The following is a 23,256-nucleotide window of genomic DNA, read 5'->3' as shown; positions in this document are numbered from 1 at the left end:
ACGCAGCTGCCATCGAGCTCGCTGGGGCGGTGGGTTGTAGCGCGGGTCAGGTGGTTTTCGGGGCCGGAAGGGCTTCGGCGCGGACGCGACGGCGGAGATTGCCGAACTGGCGCAGCTGCATGATCAGGTGGGCAGGCTCGCCGACCAGGAAATCGAAGACGGCCATGACCGGGCGAGGCGCGTTGCGCCCCACGGTCCGAACCACAAGGCGGGTGCGCTGATTCGGCAGTTCGGTCAGATGGAATCCCCACACTCCCTCAATGAACCTCTTGGGCAGTGGTCCACGCGGGTCGAAGGATTGTCCGCTCGACATGGCCACATCGCTGCGCAGCACCAGAGTCGACGGGGGGTCGACGATGGCCGCCACGAAGTAGACGCGGCCGTCGGTGGTGGCATTGAGCCGGTCGCCTTCGCGCAACTCCTGCCACTTCGGCACGATCTCGGTCGCGCTCGGCCTGCCGCCGTTGTCCAGTCGGTCCCAGCTGTACCAACCGGCACGATCGGCGCCCATCTGCACCAGCCACGGCCAGACCGACTCCGGCGCAGCGGGAAGTGTCACCGCCATGGTGGAACGACCCGATGGGTTCGGTATCAGCGCGTCACCGGAGTATTCCGCGGCGACTTCCTCGGGCGTCGCGCCCCAATGCAACACCCGCTGTCGAGCGGCCAGCACACCGGCTCCCAGTGCTGCCAGGGAGAGCACACGTAGCATGTCTTCCTCCTTGGATCTGTTCGTTCCGAGCCCCCGGGTAAAACAGACCATTCGATGCACTCGCCCGACCCGGCGAACAGACCCTGCTCACTGGACCGCCGCATCCGTGACGGCATCGCAGGTACGGCCCGAGCATGTGGTGCGCGAGAGCGCGAACGCGCATGTCGTCGGCGCCGTTCTCGATCATACGGCTCGCGGCGAGGACGATCGACTGGATCAAAACGGGCAGCGACGCACAATTGCGGTCGACCCGCCGAAAGCGCAGGGATAATACGGGCGTGTCATCTTCACACGCTGAGCCACAGATGTCGCCTGACGACATTCCGGAGCCGGACACGATGCGGCGACTGGCGATACGCGGCCGGGCCGCGAAGTTCCAGTTTTCCCCGCAGGTGAGCTGGTCACAGGCGCTGGCCGCGGCCGACAGACTGCAAGCGGCACTGGTGTCGGACGATCTGCTCGTCATCGCCTCGCAGGGCTCCGGCTCGAAGGGGCCACCGTCGCTGAAAGTCCTGCGCCTGATCGGCGCGGACGATGCCCGGCGACTGCGTGACCAGCTCGAGGAGTTGGTGGCAGAGTACCGCGTGCTCGCTAACCGATTGGCCGTGCCGTTCCGACTGCACATCGAGCCGGCCTACGAACGGGCCGAGTGGTATCCGGATTTGCTCGAGGTCGACGGCGAAACCTGGTGGCTGCACATCCACGGCGAGCACTGCCTGTTCATCAACCAGGAATGCGGAACGGAGATCGAGGTCCGCACCGATCGTGCCGATGTGATCGACCCGTGGTTCCTGTTGCAATACGTTGAATCCACAGGTCGCTACCGAGAGATTCACACCGCCTGTCTCGAGGGCTTCCACGACATGTGCCCGATGTTGGAACTCGCCGCCATCCCTCTGGACCCGGCAGTGCAAGAACATTGACGACGAAAAACAGCCACAGACGAGTAGTTTTCGGCTCCCATCGGTGTGCCGGGCGATCGGGTAGGGACAGCATTTGCAGCCGCGCGGAGAGGTCGAGTGCCGGCGCGGCGATCACGGCCCCGACGCGGTTGGCGGTGCAGTCACGACACGCAGAACACTGGTAAATACTGGACTTCACTGGAACCCCTGCGTACGTTGCCCGCATGACGGATTCAGCGGTCGAGCTCGAGGAGCGGATCGCCGGGCTACGCACGGAGGTTCGGCGGGCTGCGGCGGGCGGCGATCGGGCGACGGCACGACAATTGCGGGCGGAGTTGCGGCGGATGGAAACCCTGTGGGAAACAGCGGTGCTCGGAGATGCCCCGAACACCGCCGACACCCCCGATACGGCAGCGCCGGATGAGGACAGCCGAGAGGACACCCCGGTGGTCGCCGTGCGTGACCACGTGCACCGGGCTTTGACCCTGCTGTCCGCCCCGGCGTCCCCCAAGGTCGTCATGGCCGTCCACGAAGGCTTCTTCTCCGGCCAACTCGTCCCCGCCCGCCTGACGAGCCTGCGCCGCGACGAAGAGCGCTCCTTCCGCGCCGCCCCCTTCACCCGCCCCTTCTACATCTGTGCCGCCCTGACCACAGACCTCATCGCACCGGCCCGCGGTTTGCTGGCGGTGAGCACTTGGTCACTGCCACGCCGTATGATCGGCCCGCTCAGTCCGCGAGTCGATTTGCTGACCGCGGTGATCCGGCTCTCCGAGCACATGATCGACCAGGGCGTGACAGGACCGGCAGCGCAGAGGGTGCTGTGGCGGCTGGCGGTCTCCGTGCCGGGTGTGGCTGGGTCGCCGGATTCGCTGGATCCGGCGACGGTGTCGGAGGCGGCGCGGCGCGAGCTCGCGGTGCACGCCGACGATGACGCCGACCATCGCGAGCAGGCGGCGCGGCGGGTGACGCGTCAGCTCGACGACGCGGCTGGGCAACTGTTCGGTGTTCGGCTGCGTGCGGCCGTACGGCGCGGAAACGAGTTGTGATGAACGATCTTTCGGCCCGCTTGGACCGGTTGCGCGATGACGCCCCGACGTGTCGGCACAATGCCCGCACGATCGCCGCGCTGACCACCAACCCTGGCTGTGTGCGCCGCGCCCTCTTGGACGCGGCCGCAGTGGACAAGGCCGAGATCGCGCGTGAGCTGGGCCATCCCCCGCAGTTCGGCCAGTCGCAGTTCGCGATCACGCGTGGTAACACCTTCGAGGCGATGGTGAAGGCCAACGGCTGCGCGGAACTGCTCGCGCTGCTGCGCGAGGCGTTGGGGCTGTCGATTCCCGAGGTCGGCTATGTCGATTTGAACACGGTGGGCGATAACGCCGGTAACGCTGTGCGGCATCAACGCACCCGCCAACTGCTGGGCCGGGCGATTCGCGAGCACGAGTCCACACTCTTCGACCATCCGCTGCTGCGGCTCGACATCGCGGGCGCCCCCGCGTACTTGGAGCCGGATGTGGTGGCGGTGCAGTTGGACGGGCTGTTCCATGTGATCGAGATCAAGTCGTTCCCCGTCATCGATGAACAGGCCGATCCGACTCAGGTCGCGGTCGCGGCCAAGCAGGCAGCGGTCTATGTGCTCGCGCTGCGCCAGCTGTTCGAGGATCTGGGTGAAGATCCGCAACTCGTGTCCCATCGGGCGATCCTGGTGTGCGCTCGAGATTTCACGAACCGGCCGACCGCCGCGTTGGTCGACCTTCGTAAGCAGTTGGCGGTGGTGTCGCGGCAGCTGTCGCGGCTGACCTCGATCGAGGAGCTACTCGAATTACTGCCACCGGGAGCGACATTCGCGCCGGGACCGGATCTGGCCGAGACCATCGCGGCGATCCCGGCGCGCTATGCCCCCGACTGCATGTCCCATTGCGATATGGCCTTCGCGTGCCGGGCCGAAGCGCGTTCGGCCGGATCGGTCGACGCGTTGGGCCGCGGCGTCTGTGACGACCTCGGCGGCATCGACAATATCGACACCGCGCTCGGCCTGGCCGACGGCTCCTTCGCGCCCGGTCCCGAACACGCGGATATCGCCGCGGTGCTGCGCGCCGCACACCGCCTGCGGCTGGAGATCGCCGGATGAGCGTGCTGACCGCGTTGGCCCGCGTGCGGGCCGCGCACACCGGCCGCGCCGAACCCCTTGCCACAGTTCGGCATTACCACCTCTCGCAACGTCCGTTCGTGCTCATCCCCCTGCGTCTGGCCGGTGAGGCGGCAGCCCCGCTGGCGGTGATGTTCGGCACCGACCGTGACGAGCCGACGGTGCTGATCGTGCCGCAGCCCCGCGACCGGGTGCTGCGGTTGCGATTCGTCGAGGCGCTGGCCGGACAGGTGCTGCCGCATCTGGCCTCGTATCTGGATGCCGCCGAACCGATCACCGATAAATCCGGCGAGGTGGTGGGCCGGCGCTGTCTGGACGCCGCGCAATTGTGGGTGCCCAATACCGGTGGCGTGGATTTCCTTCGGCTGCTTGGACGTTCGGTGCGCTACCACAAGGTGGACGGGCCGAACCCGGTCCCGGCGGAGGTTCCGCTGCTCGGTCGGTGGCTGACGTGGTTCGCCGAACGCGCGGAGCGCCCCGGTTCGGCGGTGCTGCTGCCGATGACCTCGGTCCTGGCGATGCATTGGGCCACTGGACAATCCGCGCTAGAGGATGCCAACCTCGCCTCGCTGCTCGGATGGATATCGCCGCCGTCAGGAATGTCGGGCGCACAGGCCGCGGCGCTCGCGGAGGATCCGCTGCTGAGCCCGCCCGCCGGTCCGGCGACCGACCCCGGATTCGACAACGAGGAGCTGGCCCCGCTGGTCAATGCCTACGACACCGCGATCGACGATATCGACGGCACCGCGAAAACCGTCGCGGCGCAACGTCTCGAATCGGCTCTGCGGGGCCAGCTGGAACCGACCTGGCAGCTGATGTGGCGCGGACTGGATCTGCTGTCCGCACTCCCCGAGGCCGCGAGCGTGCCGACCCGCTGGCAGCGTGATCGCGGCTCGTTCACCTATTTCGCCGACACCATCGATGACGGCGTCGCGCAGGCCCGTCGCGACGCGGCCGTTTCGGCTGTTCGGCGGCTACTGGATCGAGAGGCGGCGGCCGAAGCGTTCCAGGCCCAGCGCGCCTACGACGATCCGCGGGTGATGGCCGAATATCGCCTCGCCGGAGCGGCATTGCGTGGCACCGTCATCGACTGCGAACCGGACCGTTGCGTCCCCTCCGGTAAACGCGTCGTCCTGCGCCCGCTCATCCGCATCAAGACCGTCGACCCGTTCACTCCCACACCCGGGGAAACCCTGCACAGCACCGAACGCCCGAACCAGAAGGCCAAGGTCGTCGACTTCGACAGCGGGACACTGGTTCTGGAACTGTCCGGAGGTATGGGCAACGGCCGCACCGCGAAACCGGGCACCATTCCGCAGGTCGGCGACGCGGTCGGATTCACCCGCTTCGCGCTGAACTCCTCCGGCGGCAAACTCACCCTCCCCGAACCGGAGGACACCCCGTGGACGCACGGCGGTCCCCCACCGGAATACGACCCCGAACACACCGAGGAATCCTGGTGACGAAAACCGCCGACGAGGTCACCGCCGACATTCTCGCCGACCTCGACAACCCCACGCACCGCGCGATCGTGGTCGACTCCCCACCCGGCGCGGGCAAATCCACCCTCGTGGTGCGAGCCGCCCGCAGACTCGCCGCCGACGGCGCGCAACGCATGATCGTCGCCCAGACCAACGAGCAGGTCGACGACCTCATCGACCGCCTCGCCCAAGCCGATCCGGCGCTGCTCATCGGACGTCTCTCGGCCGCGAACTACGTCACCTCCGATCGCGTCGCCGCCCACCCGAATGTCGCCGTCTGCGCCCGCACCGCCGATCTCGCGGACCGCGCGATCATCATCGGCACCGCCGCCAAATGGGCCACCATCGATGACGGCACCTGGGAGTGGGCCATCATCGACGAGGCGTATCAGATGCGCTCGGATATGTTGCTGCGCATCGCGAATCGCTTCCAGCACGGACTGTTCGTCGGTGATCCGGGCCAGCTCGACCCGTTCGCGACCGTCGAGGTGGACCGCTGGAAGGGGCTGTCGTGGGATCCCACCATGAGCGCGGTCAGCGTGATGCTCGCCAATAATCCTGGCATTCCCATCCACCGGCTTCCGGTGTCCTGGCGACTGCCCGCCTCGGCCGCACCCGTCGTGTCCGCCGCGTTCTACCCGTTCACCGGATTCCGCGCGGGAACCGAACCCGGCACGCGGCGAATGGAATTCACCACCGCCGGACTTCTCGGCCCCGTGGACGACGCGCTGGACGAGGCCGCCCGGTCGGGCTGGGCCTGGTATGAACTACCCGCCCGGCACACGTTGCGCACCGACGCCGAATCCGTCGCCGCGCTGGCCGCACTCACCAACCGTCTGCTGGAGCGCGGTGCGCTCGCCCACTCCGAGCAGGGCACCCGGCCTGTCACGGCCGACCGTGTCGCCATCGGCACCGCCCACCGGGATCAGGCCGAAGCCCTGCGTACCGCACTGCGCGACACCGCCGGTGCGGCCGTCACCGTCGATACCGCCAACCGGCTGCAAGGGCGCGAGTACGACGTCACCTTCGTGCTGCATCCTCTTTCGGGCCGCCGCGACGCCGGAGCGTTCCACCTCGAAGCGGGGCGGCTCTGTGTTCTCACCTCACGACACCGGCACGCGTGCATCGTGGTGGGGCGGGCGGGGATTCCGGAGCTACTCGACGCGCATCCGTCGGCCGAACCCGTCCACCTCGGGGTGGAGGTGAAGTTTCCCGATGGCTGGGAGGCGAATCAGGCTCTGCTCAATCATCTTTCGCGACATCGGGTGGTGGCCGACGCGGCACCGCTGGATTTCGCCATCTGACACATTTCCCGGATTTGTCCACTGTTACGGGATTTCCGCTACGGCCCTGCGCCCGGTCTGATCGAATATCCCTGGGACGTCGGTTGTCCCGTCAGGAAACGAATCCGAGCTCGATGGTTATCGGGGCCGGGAGGGATGGCGATGTCGGACGGTGCGCGCCACACACAGGCATGGCTGATCCGTGCGGGCCGCGAGGGCGAACGTTAACAGCGGGCGCTCGATGACGATCTCGCGATTCTCGGTTGGGCGCAGATAGGCGACCTCAGCCGCTTCGGCACCGGGCCGGAGTTGAAAGCCGGTTTGCGGGAAGCCTATCCGGAGGCGAGTTCCAGTGCGCTCGGTAACTGGGCCGGGCAACTGTGGAAGTTCGCGAAGGCTATCCAGCACGGCGATCTGGTCGTCATGCCGCGCAAGAACCGTCACGTCGCGATCGGCAGAGTGAGCGGACCCTACGAGTACCGGCCAGATGAGCCTGCGGATTTCCGTCAGGTGAGGAAAGTCGACTGGATCCGAACCGACATCCCATGGGACGATATCCGGCCCGATCTGCGCGCTAGTCTCGGCTCCCTGCTCACCGTCTGCGGTCTCACCCGCCACGACGCAGCCGCGCGCATCGAGCATCTCGCTACCTACGGCACCGACCCCGGCTTCGACGGTGCCGGGAAGGTCACCAGTTCCACCGAACTGCTCGACGACGCCATATCCAGGGATGCGACGAACTTACGGCAGCTCACCATCCGAAGCCTACTGGAACATTGGGGTTTCGAGCGCCGCACCAACGCGGCGATGTCGGCGATCAAGGCGGACCTCGCCGCCAACGGCCTCACCACCCGCCCTCCGTTCACCGAGGGGGGCATCAGCGATGTGGTCACCCTGGTGCCGTTGAGTCCCGAGCCCGGTACCGACACAGTCGCGGAGAAGACCGACGACGACGTCGAGAATGTGAGCGAACCCGAGCCGATGTCCCGACGTCTCGGCGAGCTGCCCGCCCGCCTTGTGTCGGTTCCATCCTCGGCCGACCTCACCTTCACGAAAACCGTGATGCTGCGCCACCGGTTCTCCCAGCTGGCGGTCATCGATGACGATGCCACCTATCACGGCGCGGTCACCTGGGAATCGATCGGACAGGCGTATATCGCGAGTGACAACCCCGCACTGGCCGATGCGACGGTTCCCGCACTCGTCGTGGAACACGACGCGCTGTTGCTCGATCAGATCGACGCTATCTACGACAGCGGCTTCATCTTCGTCCGCAACTCCGACCGGGTGCGTGTCACCGGCATCCTTACAGCGTCAGACCTGACCCGCCAGTTCGGAACCCTCGCACGGCCTTTCGTACTCATCGAGGAGGCGGAGAATCGCCTTCGGCGCGCCGCGGAGGAACACCTCGACCTCCAAGATCTGAAGGACGCGGTTCCCGATCGACAGAAATCCCGAACCCGTTCTGCCGCCGACCTCACGTTCGGCAACTACGTCTATCTGCTGAAAGATCCACGGCGATGGCAGAAGCTCGGCTGGAGGCTCGACTGCGGCCAGGTCGTCGACCTGGTCGAACAGGTCAGGGTCATCCGCAACGATCTGATGCACTTTGCCACCGACCCGCTCTCCGAGGAGAAGTACGCCGCGGTCGACGGACTGCTCAATTTGCTGAGGACCGCGGAGCCGAATCCCTGAACATCGCGCATCACCGTGACACCGTGCTCACTGGTCGAGCCCGGAATCCCACGTGTCACCTGGCGTCGTCGGGATACACAAGAACGATCGCTGCCGCCATCATCGACCAACCTCTGTACGTCCGAGGTCAGTTGTGCGCCGTGATCGCCGACTACGATGACCGAGTAATTGTGCAATCGGCCCAGGTCGAGTAGTCGGCAATCTATTCGGTTGATGATGAGCGGATGCTAGAGATCGAACGGGTCTCCGGCCGGGGTCGGTATTCCGCTGCCCGGCAGGAAGTGATCTACGATGCGATTCGGAGCCCTCGTCGCCGCCTCAGGTTTGATGGCCCTACTGATCTTCGCCGTGGCTTATTCGGACCGGTCACCCATCGCGGGCAGAGCGGTCGCCGGGGACTGTCGCACCACATTCGATGTGCCGTCGGACGGAAAGGCACCGGGTGAGAAATTCACGGTGTTGCCGGCCGCTCGGCACGCGGCCACGGGAGCTACGCCGGTCACCATGGCCGACATCACCCGAGGGGCCGGATTCCTGGACGAATGGGACACCATGATCGTCATCACGCCGGGAATGACACCGCACCGACTGAACGAACTCACGCACGTTATGGATACCTGCTGGGAGAACCTGCCCGATGGTTCATACGACGAGGATGTGCCAACGACGGCTTACTACCTGTACCTGCTCAACGGCAAACCCTTGCGGGCGGCGGCGTGGCTCTTCCCCACAGACAACGAACTCGACTTCCAGCGGACCAGCACGCAGACCGTGCACCCCGACACCGTGCTCACCCCGGACCAACCTCCCGGGATCAAGCCGCAACTTCGAGTGACCTCCGCGAATTGAGCCGACCGGACGGCCCGCCCACGGCACACCTGCTCGCACGTAGGCCGGTATTCGCCTGTCGCCGAGGCGGATCGGGCAGGGCCGCGCGCGCTTCGACCATGCGGCGCACGGCGCAGGCGGTGTCGATGGTCACCGTGGTAAATCAGTTCTGGTTATGCCGGAATTCCGGATTCGCTTCCATATCTCGAACGTACTGGTCGACTTCGTCAAACCATCTGTCGAAGCCATGGGCATCGAACTCGGCAACAGGCTTTATCAGCGCGAGGATGTTGGCGGTGAAGGCGATAGTGGGCGCATTCCATTGCTGCACATTGCCGGTGCCGAATGGGTCGGCCGGGAACAGTTCCCGCAATGGCAGCGACGCGGCGTTTGGAGTGCCAGGCAGTCCGGCTCCCCGCAACAGCATGCCTTCAACGATCGCCGAACCTGCTTCGGCCAGATACACGAAGTCACGGCCTGGGATCATCTCGTAGCCGAGCACCCTGCTCATGGTTTCGTAGAACTGTGCGAGATAGTTGATGTAGGCCCTGACCGATTCATCCAGAGCATCACGAAGTTCTTCTTGCCGATCCGGCGGTACCGACATCATTGTTGCTCGGAGAGCGATTTCGGTCTTCCACTCCTCGTCTTCTGCCAACGCGTCGAAGTTACGCATGACCCCGGTTCTACTCGCCTCGATCAGAGCCGCTCGCCTGGCCTCCACGCTTGTGAGCTTGTTCCGCCATGGCTGTACCGCGTCCAATGCGGTCCGAAGTGTCTGTGGATCGTAAGCGGCGTGGGCGACGGATGAGCTTTTCGCGACTTCTAACAGTAGGTCCATGATGAATGCCGACCGTTGAGGCCAAACGCGGTAGGCGGCACTTCGCGCCACTCCCGCTTCGAGGACGACCGCGTCCATCGAGATGTGGTCCAAGCTCACAGTGAGACCGGCCGACCTGACTGCTTCCACGGCCGTCTTCAGCATGGCGTCGCGTACCTGTTCCGCACTCATCCGCGGACGCCGTTCCGTACTCATCAACGACGCAGCGCGTGAACTGGTGTTCATGCGATCTCCCTAGACACCATGTCTCAAATTTCAAAGTTGTCAATCTCACAATATCGCACCAAACAGGCATTGAGCCGCCCCTCGAGTGCGCAACATCCCAACTTGGGACATCAAGTCCCAAAATATCAATATGTGGATGTTCAACATTTCCAACTTGAAGATTCCTTGCACGAAGTTCGGCGCTGTGGGATCGTTGTGACTGCACGCTTGAAGACGCAACCACAAGGACACGGCCGACCGGGTGATGTAGCCAACCGGCGGGAGGGAGCGGCCACAGGGGCGGCGCAACGAACAACGCAAGCCGACGAAGGCCCAGATATGTAGGCGGGCGGTCGAATTCCGCCGTAGGAAGCATCGAACTCTGCCGCCCGCCGTCGACGGATCTCTGAAGTCCGCATGGACAGGCTACCTCCGAGTTCGCTTCGAGAGGTTCCTCGCTTCCCCGGGAGCGACAAGTGGGCATCGCGACGATTTGATCCGAATCACTTTCCCCCTGATAGCAGCGTGGAGTGCACATGCCTCACGTGGAAGGATGCAAATTGAGGATCTTCCCGACGATCTCGGGGGTGCTGGCCGCCTTCGTATTCGCGGCCACGCTCGGAGCACCGCAAGCCGCGGCAAAAGATACCGACGTCAGCATTCAAGAACAATGCCAGAGCCAGTACCCGGCAACCAGCAGCCTCAAGGCCGGCTCGGCCTATCTTCTGGACGAGCACAACGCCTACACATGGAGATGTAAGCAGGACCCGATCGGCTCGGCCAAGGCCGTCACAAATCTCTCCGTGGATGTGCAGGCCTACTGCACACGGCACAAGCTCGGCAACGCCATGGCCCGGGACATCGACAACGCCTACTCCTGGAAGTGCGCTACGACGCCTATGCCCGGTAGCGGAGACAGTTGGATCGACTGCTCCGGAACAGTGGTCTGCACGAAATACTGGTCACGCGCCAAAACCAGCGACATCAACAAGGAACTGGGAATCGCCAAACTCGCCGACACCGGGCAATATGCTGCGGCAGCCCTTTGTGGCCTGGCCGGCTTCATGGCAGGCGGAGGGCCGGCATCACCGATGTCGGCCGCGGCACTCACTGGCGTGGCAGTACTGGCATGCAAGAACGGCGCCTCCGCGCTCGCGCCCAGCGATTTGAACGGCATGGACACCGCTGCTGCCGCCGCAGTCACCGCCAACGGATGTCTGCAGGTCGCCTTCCCCAAGGACCGCGGTGCTGGTACACGCAAGTGGAGCTACACCACCGACCACGGATACTGCTGGGACAAATAGAACGCCAGCGGTCTGTTGGTAGCAGGTCGACGCAAGTATCGTCAGGCGGCAGTTGTCCAGCAGCACCGGACAACTGCCGCCTGCCCCGATGATGAGAACCTGAAGTCAGTGGTTCCAATGCCGCTGCAGCACTGAGACCGCACGCCTTCGACTCGCGGCAAAGGTAGATCAGCACGGTTCTGGTCGCACAGTCTCAGCGCAAGCGCGAGCAACCCGAAGCCCGTCCGGAACTCACCGAGCAACCGCTGATACAGATCATCGTCACCGATGCGGTCGATATCGTCGACGGCGAAGAACCCTGCGTTGTCGACAACGCGCCCGTCCATGGTGCCCAGCGTGCGCAGCAACCCGTAAACGCCGACCCTCCGACTTACTTCCTCGACGTCGAGGAAAAGCACCCCGGAACACTGGCCTCGCAAAGGATTCCAATGGATCCCGGGCTCTGGCGAGTCGACCGATATCGCGACTTCCAGGAGGCACGGCGCGAATTGCGTGCCGGCTCCGCCATGAGCCCGAGGAACGCGCCGCAGATCACCATGTAGGCGAAGTCGACGCGCGCGGGCCCGGTCTTCCAGCCTTCGTTCGCCTGCGCGGCGGGTGCTGCTTCGTCGAACTGTGTCTTCACCCGTGCTCTGGCATCGGCGGTGTTCGCCGAAATCGCTGCCCCGGCCCGCCGAGCGCCATCGGGATCCACACATATGTCGCCCATAACGAATGCGTCCTTTCAAAAGCTGGAGCCACAGGGGTGATAGTGGGGGGAACTCGGCTCGTTCGATCCAGGTGAAACCGTTCCCGCCACAACCAGAGCCGCATACAGACCCACGACGACGAACACGAGAGCCGCGGCCACGATCGCCAGCGCCTCGAGTCTCGCGGTCCCCTTGGCAACGACCACAATCACAGCAACAAGGGCAACCAGAGCAACCAGGAGTAGCGCCGTACCGACGTAGTTGAGCATGGTCGCGGCGTCCGGAACATCCACCACCGTCTTGCATCCGGTGGCGAGCAGTTCCCTTTTCCTGTCGTCGAGCAGAGCATCAGCCGCCACGAACGCGATGAGTGCACCCCCAATGGAGGCAACCGCCGCACCAGCGGCCACAACGCTTGGGCACTTCACTTACCACGTCTCCTTGGGGCGATTGATGCGGACACTCACCACGGGTTCATGTACGCGCGGCGGCGCGTCCGGCCGTACCTCGATCTTGCTGTACCAGGCCTTGTCGCCATTACGCCCGGGGCGGCTGGTCCCGCACGGCCGCTCGCAGCGCGGCCTCGATCTCGCGCGCGACAGAGACGTGGTTCGGCGACGGCGACTCACGGTGCACCAGCATGCCGTCCTTGACCTCGATCGCGCGGGCCAGATCCTCGGGCATCTCGGCGTAGACATCTGTTTCGATGACGGGGATGCCGTTCCGTACGGCCGGTGCGAAACAGCAGTGGGCCCTGCCGATCGAAATCCCCCGGCACATGGACTACCTTCGGTGCCCGTGGCCGACTCCCCCAGCGATATCGCAATGGAAATCCTGCGCGCTCACGGACCCCTCGATGACGACCAGTGGGCGGACCTGCTGGTCGATGCGGGTCTTGGCGACGACGACCAGGTGTGGGATCTCATCGAGGAGGACCATCCCGCGCTGGGTGTCCTGGCGGACGGGCGCAATATCGCGTTGGACAGCCTCCTGGAGGGCCGCGTCCTGACGCATCGGCTGACCGAAGCCGAGATCGCGTCCGGTTTGATCGCCGCCGATCCCGATCTCGGTCCGCTGCTGTGCTTGTCCGAGGATGACGTTGTCGCCGGATTGGGCGGCGCCCGTGCGGCTTTCGCGGACCTCGAGCCGGAACTCTTCGGTGACCGCGCACTGACCGATTACGCCGGTGAGACCCTCGTGCTCGAGCCCGCCGCGCTGGCCGGCTTCGACATCGGGACGCTTGTCGCCCTCCAGATCGTGGACGGCGCACCACTTCTTCGCGTCGTGACGGAGCCGACGTCCGCACCCGATCTGGCCGAAGCTCTCGCCGAAGAGGTGCCTGCCGAGTCCACCGTGGAACTGGACCAGGTCGTGTGGGCCTTGATGTGGGAAGATCCCGCGCTGTTCACCACGGCGGCGGCGCCGATCAGCGAACTCGCCGCGGCCGCGGGTTTCGATCTGCACGGCGTCCACATCGCACGCGCGGGTTTCGATTGGGCCGCGTTGGACGCCGATTCGGCGATGACGCTACTCATGATCCGCAATGACCTGACCGACCGCGGCCAAGCTGTCGCGGTCACGACCTTCATCGACCTTGTCCGGGCGGTTCATGCCGCCGCGCCCGAGCGACGCGACGGAATACTCGCGGCAGCCGACCTGACCGTCTGGTCCGAACTCGCCGACGCCGACGTCGCATGGGCCGTCCACACCGAACTGTTCGGCGACGACGATTTCGACGCGGATGTCTTCATCTCGGTCGCCGACCATCTGCGACGGCGCGGCCCCCGCGCACTGCGGGCAGCGGCATGCTGGCTCGCAGGCAAGGCCGCCGAGCACATGAACATGATCGGCGACGCAGAACGATACTTCGAGGACGCCACCACCGCCGATCCCTATTGGATGCCCGCGGTGACGGATTTGGTCCGCTATGTCATCGACCGCGGCGATTGCGCCCGTGCGCTGTCACTGCTCGATCGCACCGACAATGGTGCCGACACACCGGTTTACGCGATACTTCAGGCGGCGATGACAAACGCGCATCCCGAACTCGGCCGCAACGATCGCTGCTGGTGCGGGTCCGGCCGCAAATACAAGAGCTGCCATCTCGGCAAGGCCACGCTGTCGGCGACACATCGCGGCGATCTCCTTTATCAGAAGGCGATAGCGCATATCGATCAACTCGCGTGGGCGCGCGACCGGATGGATCTCGCGGCGATCCGCTCTCGGCACTGGGAGAGCGCACTCGGGTGGATGGACGCGGCCGACGATCCCCTGGTAGTGGACGTGACCCTGTTCGAATGCGGCGGATTCGACGATTTCCTGCGTCGCCGCGGTGAACTGCTCCCCGACGAAGATCTGCTGATCGCCCACCGGTGGCAGCTCGCGCCGCGTTCGGTATTCGAGATCGAATCGATCGACTCCGATATCGCGGTGCGCGATATCCGTACCGGCGACCGACACGTCGTGCGCGCACCCGCGTTGAACGACGAACTGCGGGTTGGCGAGTTCTACTGCTGCCACCTCGTGCCGGTCGGTGAGCAGTGGAAATTCGCGGGCTCTCTGGAACCTGTCTCCCTGCCGCAACACGGCCCGCTCGTGCGGTTGCTGGACGACGACACCACCGACCCACGCGATATCGTCGAATTCCTCAGTGCCCGTTTCGCCCGCCCCCAACTGGTGACCGAGCACCGGACCCCGGCCGCCGACGGCTCCGCGACCACACCCGTCCCCGCGGCAGCCGTTTCGCCCGCTGATCCATAGATCGCCGCGCTGCTGGACAAGCACGGGTGCGGACGTTGCTCGGGCTGACCAACGACGGGCATTGGCACGCCTCACGGCATCGGCGCGGCGGCGGCGAGATCGGCCGGGAAGCCGGTCAGCAGCTGGACGGGAGCGGGAAGCACACCGGCGGCATGGATATCGGCACCCGACTCGGCGATTGGGCCTCCGGTGGGGCGACGACTTCGCCGTTTCGACTCTGCTGGACCGGCGGGGTCACCGTGGTGCCCGCCGGGGACGAGCCGGTGGACACCATCACCCAGATGACGCCGACGCACAGTGCGATGACGGCGACGGCGGCCAGTTGTTGTGGGAGATGGTCGCCGAACTTCAGACGGGACGGAACCCGCTCGCGGATCGTCGACACCCAAGCCTGTAGTGGTGTCGCGGTTGGGTTCTCGGGGACAGCAACGGCGACGTTCCTGCGCAAGGGTAGGCACTCGGCGACCGGCAGGGTGACATTCGCGCGCGGGGGCTGGGGCGCGGGAACCGGCTCCGCCCGGTACGGGGTGGGCCTGCGCAGCGGGGGCGGCGGTGGTGGGGGGGGCGGTGCGTCGTCGGACTCGATCCATGAGGACCACCGATCGGTGAATGCCGAGGCCGGTTGGGTCGTCGGAGGCAGATCCACCTCGTCGTCGGGAGTGATCTCGCGGCGATCCGTCGGTATCCGTGGCGGTGACAGCACCGCCTCGTCATCGGGTGGAATCCAAGGCGGCTGCACATAGGTGGCCGGAATTCGCGGGACGTGCGGCGAATCCGCGTCGGGATCCGGTGCGATCCAGGGCGATTGGTGGTCGGCGCGCGGCGAGAGTGCGTGGTGGGGACGCTGGCCGCCGGACTCCGGGAGCCTGCGCGGTTGCGCGTCCGGGGAGATGGTTTCGGGCGAATACGGCGGTGGAACGGGCGCGGGGGGCGCTGCGGTGTCGACGTGGCTCGTTCCGATCGACAAGCCGTCGTCGGTCCGGCCGTGCTCGGTTCCCGCCGATGGCAGCAGGTAGTCGGTCCCCGCGGGTTCGTGCGCCTCGTGGAGCGCGGACGACGCCGGTTGGAGCGCGTCGAGTGCCAGTTGTGCCGAGGCCGTATGTGACAGCGGTTCCGCATAATTCAGCGTCCGCGCCGAATCGTCCTCGGTCGGCGCCGCTGGTGCCCGCACAGTTGTCGGGTTCGGTGCGACGGACACGAACTGCTCCGACGAGATCTGCGCCCCCTCTTCGGAACGCACCACTGGCACCGACGATCGCCGCGTGTCACCGTGATCCGCTGCCACCGAGGTCGATTCATGGTCTGATGGCGGCGAATCCTCGGATGCGGGTTCCAGTTCCGAATGATCCGGCGCTCGCACCGCCGACGAGGCCGACTGCGCGGAATTCCGCCGCGCGAATCGACTCGAAAGATGGTCCGGATACGCCTGCGCGACGGCCGCACCGGCCGCCTGTTCGTCCCGGCCCTGTTCCGGTTCGCGAACCCCGCCCGGCGAACGCGCGACACGACGCCCGGTCGCGGACGGAAAACCTTCGGCGAGAAGATCTTCGACGGTGAGCTGGTCCCCCAGATTCAAATCGACGAGCAGCGCGTGCACCGCCTCCGCGGTCCACAGCAGTTTGCGATTGGAGGTGCGATGCAACCAGGCGCGCAACTCGCCCGGTGTCGATCCGAGGACGACCCCGCAGCCGTGCTGACGGGACTCGACCTCGAGGGTGATGGTCGACTCCCAGGACGGGACGACGACGATCAAACCGTCGACATAGGCGTCCGCGTGGTGTTTGCGCACCAGTTCCTTCAGGTTGAAGACGTTGTTCGTCACCTGATCGAACGGGCTGGTGTCGCTGTCGCGCACGTGGATCGGGTCGCCGTCGAAGCCGGACAGCCGCCAGCGACCGTTGGCCTGGACGGACAGCACACCGGAGGTGGCGTCGGGGACGGTGCCCTTCACCTCGATCACGACCACCGCGCGCGGGGTGATGACCACGAGATCGGCTTCCTGCGTATCGCCTTCGCGGTGCCTCTCGGGGACATAACATCCCGAGATCGCCAGGCCGACAATGATGTATTGGCCGGTCCAGGTCCGCATCCAGTCGAGAACTCGCTGTTCGGATCGCGGCAGGGCCGCCCGTTCGTTGATGACCAGCATCGGCGGTCACCCTCCATCACGCTCGCACAATCGACCAGTCGACGGTATCCAGCGCAAGATCTCGTGGAAACCCGAAAGGCACTGTAAGAGCAGGGCATTGGCAACACAAAGCCTGGCGTGTCGCGGTGTGAGAGTTGACACAGCATCGCGGGTGAACGCACCGCGCGGGTCGGCGTTCGCGCGAATCCCCGTGAGTTGCGGACGGCCGTCGAAGGCATTGCTCGCGTCGACCCGGCCCGCCGGAGTCCGACAGAGATCGCGTGGTGATCGGCAGCGCGTGCCGGTCGCGCACGCGACGCGACACCGGTTGCCGAGCCGATGCCCGTCCGCCGTGGCACACTGTCCTCCGCTGTAGAACTGAATGGAGCACAATGCGATTCACTGCCGCCTTCGGCCTCTCTGCCCTGGCCGCGGCCTTCGTCCTCACCGCGACCGGCGCGGCCACCGCCGCACCGCAGTCCGGCTGCCACCCCTCGTATACCCCGTGCGTTCCCTACGCGAGCGATGTGGATTGCGAGGGCGGCGGCGGGAACGGGCCCGCGTATACCGGGCGGGTGCAGGTCATCGGCCCCGATGTGTACGGCCTCGATCGGGACGGCAACGGCATCGGCTGCGAGAACAGCTGAGTATCCGCTGACGGCGAGATCTGTTCCGCGTCCGCCGAACAGATCTCGCGGCGCGGGGCAAGGACTATCCCGTCAGCCCACGCTCGATCTGCTCGATCAACGCGACCGAATCCGCCATCTCCAACGCCGAGGACCGCGCCCGCAGATACTGGTACTTCAACTGCTCGACCACCCGGGATTCCTCGATCAATTCGGACCAGGTGGCCGATTCGAGCCGGCCAATCGTCGGCAGCCGCGGACTCGCGAATTCCAGGACGGTGAATGTCGCGGCATTGACCGCCGCGGCCGTGTCGACCTCGAACGGAATCACGCGCACATCCACGGTGGCGGCGAGATCCTCGATCGCCGACACCAGATACCGCAACTGCGCGCGCTGCACCTCGACCCCGCCCACCTGCTGCATCAGGGCGGCCTGGCCGAGGACGACGCTGAGCAGCACCGGCTCCTCACCTCGAAGCCGTTGCTGGCGCTCCAGCCGAGCCCTGACCAGTTCCTCCGCCTCGGTTGGTCTCGCGGCCACCGACGACGTCATCAGCGCCCGAATGTAATCCTCGGTCTGCAAAAGCGCGGGGATGACCGAACTTTCGTAACTCTTGAGGTGGGTCGCGCCCGCTTCCAGTCCGAGGTAGCGCAGCGTGCCCTCGTCGAACAGCGTCGAATAGCGGTTCCACCAGCCGCGTTCCTTCGCCAGGCCGCGCAATTCGAGCAGTTCGCGCCGTTGCTCGGCGGGGAATTCGAGCAGGTCGGCGAGTGCGGCCAGTTTGTTCTCGGTGAGAACGCCTTTGTAGTTGGTGATCTGCGACCAGTAGGTGGGGCCGATGCCGAGCGTCTTCTGGATCTGACGGGAGGTGAGGCCGAGTTCGTTGACGCGCTGCCGTATTCGAAGCACCAGTTCCCAACCCGCGACGGTCGGGGAGGTCGGTGCCATCGATACTCCTCAGCTCGGTCCGGCCGTTGGGCCCACTCGTGTGCGGAGAATACCGATATTCACGTTTGTAAGATCGGGTGAAATTCAGTACTGTAGATTCACGCGGGGGTGATTCAGTGGACCCGAGTTCTGATTCAGCGGACCTGAGCATTGGTGGCACGCCGAACCATTCGGCGAGATCGGGGAACCATGTCGGTGCAGGTAGTCAATCGCGTACGTGTCATCAGTGATCGAAGCGCTCATCACGCCAAAACCGTGGGGGACGGCCGTTGGGTCGTGTCGTACCTACCCGGCCGGACGGTTTCGCTAGAACAGGCGGTCGCGGCCGTGCAATTCGCCGAGTTCGTCTGCGAAGCAGCTGAATTCGCCCGGCTGATCGGTCTGACCACCCGGGAGGCAGTGTATTACGTCCTCGCCGACCCGCTCTGGCGAGATACGCCCAGTATCGGGAGGAGGCGGTGCTGAGATGACCGGAACAGCGAACAGCGGCGCACCGGCGAATCCGTTTCCGTCGAAAGAACTGCTCCTCGATTCGTGCGCCGGTAAGCGCGGCGCGGCCCATCCGGTGCTGTGGGCGGCGGGCGAGCTCGCTCTCGCCCACGCGGAACTGCGGGCGGCTACCGGTCCGCGTAGTGAGATCGCGATCCGGCGCGCGAGTCTTGTTCGCCATATCGACCGGTGGTTGGCCGCGGAATTGCCGTCACCGCACGGCGGGGCCCACCTCCATACCGAATCGGTCGGCGCGGTGGTCGATCGCCTCGCCCGCTACAGCGTGCTCGCCAGGGGCGCGTTGACCGACCGGTGCCCGGAACCGGAATTGCATCAGGCCTGGCACCGGCTCGCCGAACTCGCACTCGGCTACCGAGATCTCGCCTTCGAGGTCGGCGCGGGGCTCCGGCGTATTCCCGATCTGGCCGATCCGGGATTGACGGGCTGATCCGCCGAGGTGGAACGCCGACTCTGCGAATGCCCATCCGGAACGAATCCCTCGAAGCAGACGTGGGTCCGTATGTCGAGGTCGCGGGCGCGCGCCGGACCGCCTTGGGCTGAATCGTCCACGTTCGGCATCCGATGGTGGGAAGCTCGAAGGACCGCGGTCTCGAGGCGAGGAAGCGTGACACATGGTGGACAAGACGAGTGGATCTGCCGGGGGCAACGGCAGAGTGGTTACGGTCGACCGACCGGAACACATTCGGAATGTGGTGCTGGTCGGTCATTGCGGGGCGGGGAAGACGACGCTGGTGGATGCGCTGGCATTGACGACGGGGGCGGTGAATCGCGCGGGGCGGGTCGAGGACGGGACCTCACTGTCCGACTACGACGACATCGAACATCGGCAGCACAGATCCGTGCAGTTGTCGGTGGTGCCGATGGCGTGGGGCGGTATGAAGGTCAATCTGGTCGATACGCCCGGATACGCGGATTTCGTCGGCGAGTTGCGGGCCGGGCTGCGGGCGGCGGACGCGGCGCTGTTCGTCGTGTCGGCGGCCGAGGGCCCGGAAGGGGTGAGCGGGGCGACGCGGGCGCTGTGGGAGGAATGCGCGGCGGTGGGAATGCCGCGGGCGATCGTCATCACCCATCTCGACACGGCGCGCGGGGATTTCGACGAGATGGTGCGGACCTGCCGCACGGTGCTCGGCGGTGGCGGGTCGGAGAATGTACTGCCGTTGCATATGCCGGTATACGGGCCGAAAAGTCCGGACGGGCATCGTCCGGTGACCGGGCTTATCGAGTTGTTGCCCAATTGCGTGGTCGATTACTCCGCGGGCGTGGCCGAGCGGACCGAACCGTCGGAGGAACAGCGTGCGGTGCTGGAGGACGCGCGCAATCGGCTGATCGAGGGAATCATCGCGGAGAGCGAGGACGAATCGCTCATGGAGCGATATCTCGCCGGTGACGATATCGAACTCGATACATTGACCGCCGACCTCGAGCGGGCGGTGGCGCGCGGGAGTTTCCATCCGGTGCTGTTCGGCGCGCCTGCGCCAGAAGGCGCGAAACAGGGACTCGGCACGGTCGAACTGCTCGATCTGATCGTCGGCGGGTTCCCGACGCCGACCGAACACGTGGTGTCCGCCTCACCCGCGACCGACGGCAGCGGTCCGCGCCCCCTGCCGTGCGATCCGGACGCGGCGCTGGCGGCGGAGGTGATCCGCACGGCGTCGGACCCCTATGTCGGGCGGGTATCGCTGGTGCGGATGTTCTCGGGCACCCTGCGCGCCGACGACACCGTGCACGTCTGTGGGCACGGGCTGGAGGAACGCGGCCACCCCGATCACGATGTGGACGAGCGCGTCGGATCGGTGACCTCGCCGTTCGGCAAACAGCAGCATCCGCTCGGTCAGGTCATCGCGGGCGATATCGCCTACGTCACCAAACTGGGTCACGCCGAAACCGGCGACACGCTGTCGGAGACCGGCGCGCCGCTGCTCATCGAACCGTGGCCGATGCCGGATCCGCTGCTGCCCATCGCGATTCGCGCGCACGGCAAGGCCGACGAGGACAAACTCTCACACGGCCTTGGCCGGCTGGCCGCCGAGGATCCCGCCCTGCGCCTCGAGCACAACGCGCAGACCGGCCAACTGGTGCTGTGGTGTCTGGGCGAGGCGCACCGCGATGTGGCGTTGGAGCGGCTGCGGACCCGTTTCGGTGTGCAGGTGGACGTGATCGACCACAGGGTGGCGCTGCGCGAGACCTTCGCGGGGAAGGCGACGGCGCGCGGCAGGCATGTGAAGCAGTCCGGCGGCCACGGGCAGTACGCGGTCTGCGAGATCGAGGTGGAGCCGCTGCCGGGCGGGTCGGGGATCGAATTCGTGGACAAGGTCGTCGGCGGGGCGGTGCCACGGCAGTTCATTCCCTCGGTCGAGAAGGGGGTCAGGGCGCAGGCCGCGCGCGGGGTGGCGGCCGGATATCCGCTGGTCGACGTGCGGGTGACCCTGTTCGACGGCAAGGCGCATTCGGTCGATTCCTCCGACGCCGCATTCCAGACCGCGGGTGCACTGGCGCTGCGTGAGGCCGCCGTGAGCGCGGGCGTCGCGCTGCTGGAGCCCTACGCGGAGGTCTGGGTGGTGGTGTCCGACGACTACGTGGGCCCGGTCCTGAGCGATCTGTCCTCGCGGCGCGGGCGTGTGCTCGGCACAGAACCGCACGGCGACGGAAGGACACGTGTGCGTGCGGAGGTCCCGGAGCTGGCGCTGAGCCGCTATGCGATCGACCTGCGGTCGATCTCGCACGGCACCGGCGATTTCAGCAGGAGCTACGCGCGTCACGAGTCGATGCCGGCCGCTCTCGCCGACGCGGTACGCAAAGACGCCGACGGAGGGTGACCGGCGGCGCACCGGTCGATCCTGCCTTTCGAGACCAGCGCGTCCCGCCGCCGACCGGCCCCTACGCTGCCACTATCCTGGGAGCCATGGCAGTAGGTAAGGGCGGCACGCAGTCCAAGGAAGCGAAAGCCGCGGCGAAGGCGGCGCGCAAGGCGGCGTCGAAACAGCGGCGTCAGCAGCTGTGGCAGGCATTCCAGATGCAGCGCAAAGAAGACAAGCTGCTGCTGCCCCTGATGATCGGCGCGCTCGTCGGCATCATCGTGGTGTTCCTGGTGATCGGTCTGATCTTCGGGTTGCTGTTGTTCCTGCTGCCGCTGGGCATCCTGCTCGGCGTACTGGCCGCCTTCATCATTTTCGGCCGCCGGGTGCAGAGGAACGTCTACGCCAAGGCCGAGGGCCAGGCGGGCGCGGCGGCGTGGGTGCTGGACAACCTGCAGGGCAAATGGCGGGTCAACAACGGCATCGCCGCGACCACCCAGCTGGATGCCGTGCACCGGGTGATCGGGCTGCCTGGCGTCGTCTTCGTCGGCGAGGGCTCCCCGAATCGGCTCAAGTCGCTGCTGGCGCAGGAGAAGAAGAAGACCGCGCGACTGGTCGGCGACACCCCCATCTACGACGTGATCATCGGCAACGACGAAGGTCAGGTGCCGCTCAAGGAACTACAGCGCTACCTCACCAAACTGCCGCGCAATATCGACGTCAAGCGCATCGACCAGATCGAGGGCAGGCTGGCCGCACTCGGTGCGCGCGGCGGGCCCGCGATGCCGAAGGGTCCGATGCCGGCGGGCGCCAAGATGCGCGGGGTGCAGCGCACGATCCGCAGGCGCTGACGCACCCGCGACCGGCTCCTACCGCGCGTTGACGACCGCGGTCCCGGTCGCGCGGTCGTGCATACCCCGCCCATCGGCGTCGGTGAACAGCGCCGGAACCACGAAGATCAACAGCACCTGCCGCGCCAGCGCCCGGACGAATCCGACGGGCGCGGCGGCGTCGACCCGGATGACGCGTAACCGGAGAAAATACTGTCCGGGCGTGAAACCGAACAGTGTCACCGCCGCGATGCCGACCACGAACCAGATCAGCAGCGGCAGGTTCGCGTTCACATGACGCAGGATCAACAGCGATATTCCGACCGCCATCAACCAGTCGACGAACATGGCGCCGATGCGGCGCGCCTGCCCCGCTATCGACCCCGCGCCCGACTTCGGCAGACCGAGATGTTCGCCGGGAAACTCGGGTGTAGCCGAGTCGCCGGACTCGGCCGATGGTCCGGAAAGCCAGCTACCGGTGATGCGCGACATGACCTCCAGGGTAGGTGGCGGCGACCGTCGGGCTCGCACCGCATAAGGGGAGTTCAACGTCACCGGGCGGGGAACGAA

At 66.0% G+C, this 23,256-nt stretch carries 21 protein-coding genes; 13 read left to right on the top strand and 8 right to left on the bottom strand.

Annotated elements, in window-relative coordinates; all coding sequences use genetic code 11:
- Nucleotides 1–46: 46 nt before the first annotated feature.
- The gene (locus ABZS43_RS16445; protein ID WP_355036725.1) at nucleotides 47–712 is read right to left on the bottom strand and encodes a hypothetical protein; all 666 of its coding nucleotides are present in this window, start codon (nucleotides 710–712) and stop codon (nucleotides 47–49) included.
- A 161-nt stretch (nucleotides 713–873) separates the two neighbouring features.
- Between ABZS43_RS16445 and ABZS43_RS16440 the strand changes: the two genes are divergently transcribed.
- The 7 genes from ABZS43_RS16440 (at nucleotide 874) to ABZS43_RS16410 (ending at nucleotide 9,071) form a co-directional block, all read left to right on the top strand.
- Nucleotides 874–1,635 carry a hypothetical protein gene (locus ABZS43_RS16440; protein ID WP_355036724.1) on the top strand — a complete coding sequence of 254 codons (762 nt, stop codon included), beginning with the start codon at nucleotides 874–876 and terminating at the stop codon, nucleotides 1,633–1,635.
- A gap of 203 nt (nucleotides 1,636–1,838) precedes the next feature.
- Nucleotides 1,839–2,660 carry a hypothetical protein gene (locus ABZS43_RS16435; RefSeq protein WP_355036723.1) on the top strand — a complete coding sequence of 274 codons (822 nt, stop codon included), beginning with the start codon at nucleotides 1,839–1,841 and terminating at the stop codon, nucleotides 2,658–2,660.
- The gene (locus tag ABZS43_RS16430) at nucleotides 2,660–3,745 is read left to right on the top strand and encodes a hypothetical protein (protein WP_355036722.1); all 1,086 of its coding nucleotides are present in this window, start codon (nucleotides 2,660–2,662) and stop codon (nucleotides 3,743–3,745) included. The genes ABZS43_RS16435 and ABZS43_RS16430 overlap by 1 nt, the downstream gene beginning before the upstream one ends.
- A complete protein-coding gene (locus ABZS43_RS16425; protein WP_355036721.1) occupies nucleotides 3,742–5,226 on the top strand; it encodes a hypothetical protein in 1,485 nt (494 codons plus the stop codon). Before ABZS43_RS16430 ends, ABZS43_RS16425 begins: the two co-directional genes overlap by 4 nt.
- Nucleotides 5,223–6,548 (top strand): AAA domain-containing protein, encoded by a 1,326-nt coding sequence (locus tag ABZS43_RS16420; RefSeq protein WP_355036720.1) that lies wholly within the window; start codon nucleotides 5,223–5,225, stop codon nucleotides 6,546–6,548. Before ABZS43_RS16425 ends, ABZS43_RS16420 begins: the two co-directional genes overlap by 4 nt.
- Nucleotides 6,549–6,848: 300 nt before the next feature.
- Nucleotides 6,849–8,222: a hypothetical protein gene (locus ABZS43_RS16415; protein WP_355036719.1), complete on the top strand. Its 1,374-nt coding sequence runs from the start codon at nucleotides 6,849–6,851 to the stop codon at nucleotides 8,220–8,222.
- Nucleotides 8,223–8,513: 291 nt separating this feature from the next.
- Complete coding sequence (locus tag ABZS43_RS16410; RefSeq protein WP_355036718.1) at nucleotides 8,514–9,071, top strand: hypothetical protein; 558 nt, start codon at nucleotides 8,514–8,516, stop codon at nucleotides 9,069–9,071.
- A 142-nt stretch (nucleotides 9,072–9,213) separates the two neighbouring features.
- Here ABZS43_RS16410 and ABZS43_RS16405 read toward each other — a convergent pair whose 3' ends face one another.
- Nucleotides 9,214–10,116 (bottom strand): hypothetical protein, encoded by a 903-nt coding sequence (locus tag ABZS43_RS16405; protein ID WP_355036717.1) that lies wholly within the window; start codon nucleotides 10,114–10,116, stop codon nucleotides 9,214–9,216.
- A 539-nt stretch (nucleotides 10,117–10,655) separates the two neighbouring features.
- Between ABZS43_RS16405 and ABZS43_RS16400 the strand changes: the two genes are divergently transcribed.
- Nucleotides 10,656–11,399: a hypothetical protein gene (locus ABZS43_RS16400; protein WP_355036716.1), complete on the top strand. Its 744-nt coding sequence runs from the start codon at nucleotides 10,656–10,658 to the stop codon at nucleotides 11,397–11,399.
- A 41-nt stretch (nucleotides 11,400–11,440) separates the two neighbouring features.
- Here ABZS43_RS16400 and ABZS43_RS16395 read toward each other — a convergent pair whose 3' ends face one another.
- The 3 genes from ABZS43_RS16395 to ABZS43_RS16385 form a co-directional block, all read right to left on the bottom strand.
- The gene (locus tag ABZS43_RS16395; RefSeq protein ID WP_355036715.1) at nucleotides 11,441–11,797 is read right to left on the bottom strand and encodes a VWA domain-containing protein; all 357 of its coding nucleotides are present in this window, start codon (nucleotides 11,795–11,797) and stop codon (nucleotides 11,441–11,443) included.
- 326 nt (nucleotides 11,798–12,123) lie between these two features.
- On the bottom strand, nucleotides 12,124–12,516 hold the full coding sequence (locus ABZS43_RS16390; RefSeq protein ID WP_355036714.1) for a hypothetical protein: 393 nt from the start codon (nucleotides 12,514–12,516) through the stop codon (nucleotides 12,124–12,126).
- 109 nt (nucleotides 12,517–12,625) lie between these two features.
- Complete coding sequence (locus ABZS43_RS16385) at nucleotides 12,626–12,868, bottom strand: hypothetical protein (protein ID WP_355036713.1); 243 nt, start codon at nucleotides 12,866–12,868, stop codon at nucleotides 12,626–12,628.
- Between the two features lie 18 nt (nucleotides 12,869–12,886).
- On the opposite strand from ABZS43_RS16385, the gene ABZS43_RS16380 reads away from it, so the two are divergent.
- A complete protein-coding gene (locus ABZS43_RS16380) occupies nucleotides 12,887–14,848 on the top strand; it encodes an SEC-C domain-containing protein (protein WP_355036712.1) in 1,962 nt (653 codons plus the stop codon).
- A gap of 115 nt (nucleotides 14,849–14,963) precedes the next feature.
- Here the strand turns inward: ABZS43_RS16380 and ABZS43_RS16375 are convergent, their stop codons facing one another.
- A complete protein-coding gene (locus tag ABZS43_RS16375) occupies nucleotides 14,964–16,997 on the bottom strand; it encodes an NERD domain-containing protein (protein ID WP_355036711.1) in 2,034 nt (677 codons plus the stop codon).
- Between the two features lie 371 nt (nucleotides 16,998–17,368).
- On the opposite strand from ABZS43_RS16375, the gene ABZS43_RS16370 reads away from it, so the two are divergent.
- Entirely contained in the window at nucleotides 17,369–17,623 is a 255-nt protein-coding gene (locus ABZS43_RS16370) for a hypothetical protein (protein WP_355036710.1), read from the top strand.
- A 64-nt stretch (nucleotides 17,624–17,687) separates the two neighbouring features.
- On the opposite strand, the gene ABZS43_RS16365 is transcribed toward ABZS43_RS16370, so the two are convergent.
- A complete protein-coding gene (locus ABZS43_RS16365; protein ID WP_355036709.1) occupies nucleotides 17,688–18,551 on the bottom strand; it encodes a Scr1 family TA system antitoxin-like transcriptional regulator in 864 nt (287 codons plus the stop codon).
- A gap of 466 nt (nucleotides 18,552–19,017) precedes the next feature.
- Here ABZS43_RS16365 and ABZS43_RS16360 point away from each other — a divergent pair, with 466 nt between their 5' ends.
- The 3 genes from ABZS43_RS16360 (at nucleotide 19,018) to ABZS43_RS16350 (ending at nucleotide 22,707) form a co-directional block, all read left to right on the top strand.
- Nucleotides 19,018–19,488, top strand: coding sequence for a DUF4254 domain-containing protein (locus ABZS43_RS16360; protein ID WP_355036708.1), 471 nt, complete (start codon nucleotides 19,018–19,020; stop codon nucleotides 19,486–19,488).
- Nucleotides 19,489–19,672: 184 nt separating this feature from the next.
- Nucleotides 19,673–21,877, top strand: a complete 2,205-nt coding sequence (locus ABZS43_RS16355) for an elongation factor G-like protein EF-G2 (RefSeq protein WP_355036707.1) — start codon at nucleotides 19,673–19,675, stop codon at nucleotides 21,875–21,877.
- A gap of 86 nt (nucleotides 21,878–21,963) precedes the next feature.
- Nucleotides 21,964–22,707, top strand: a complete 744-nt coding sequence (locus ABZS43_RS16350; RefSeq protein ID WP_355036706.1) for a DUF4191 domain-containing protein — start codon at nucleotides 21,964–21,966, stop codon at nucleotides 22,705–22,707.
- A gap of 18 nt (nucleotides 22,708–22,725) precedes the next feature.
- Here ABZS43_RS16350 and ABZS43_RS16345 read toward each other — a convergent pair whose 3' ends face one another.
- Nucleotides 22,726–23,178 carry an RDD family protein gene (locus ABZS43_RS16345; protein ID WP_355036705.1) on the bottom strand — a complete coding sequence of 151 codons (453 nt, stop codon included), beginning with the start codon at nucleotides 23,176–23,178 and terminating at the stop codon, nucleotides 22,726–22,728.
- Nucleotides 23,179–23,256: the final 78 nt, after the last annotated feature.

Source organism: Nocardia sp. NPDC005366, assembly GCF_040606855.1.
Taxonomy (GTDB): Bacteria; Actinomycetota; Actinomycetes; order Mycobacteriales; family Mycobacteriaceae; genus Nocardia.
Note: the sequence above shows the minus strand (reverse complement) of the source record. Positions and strands in the feature narration are given on the sequence as shown.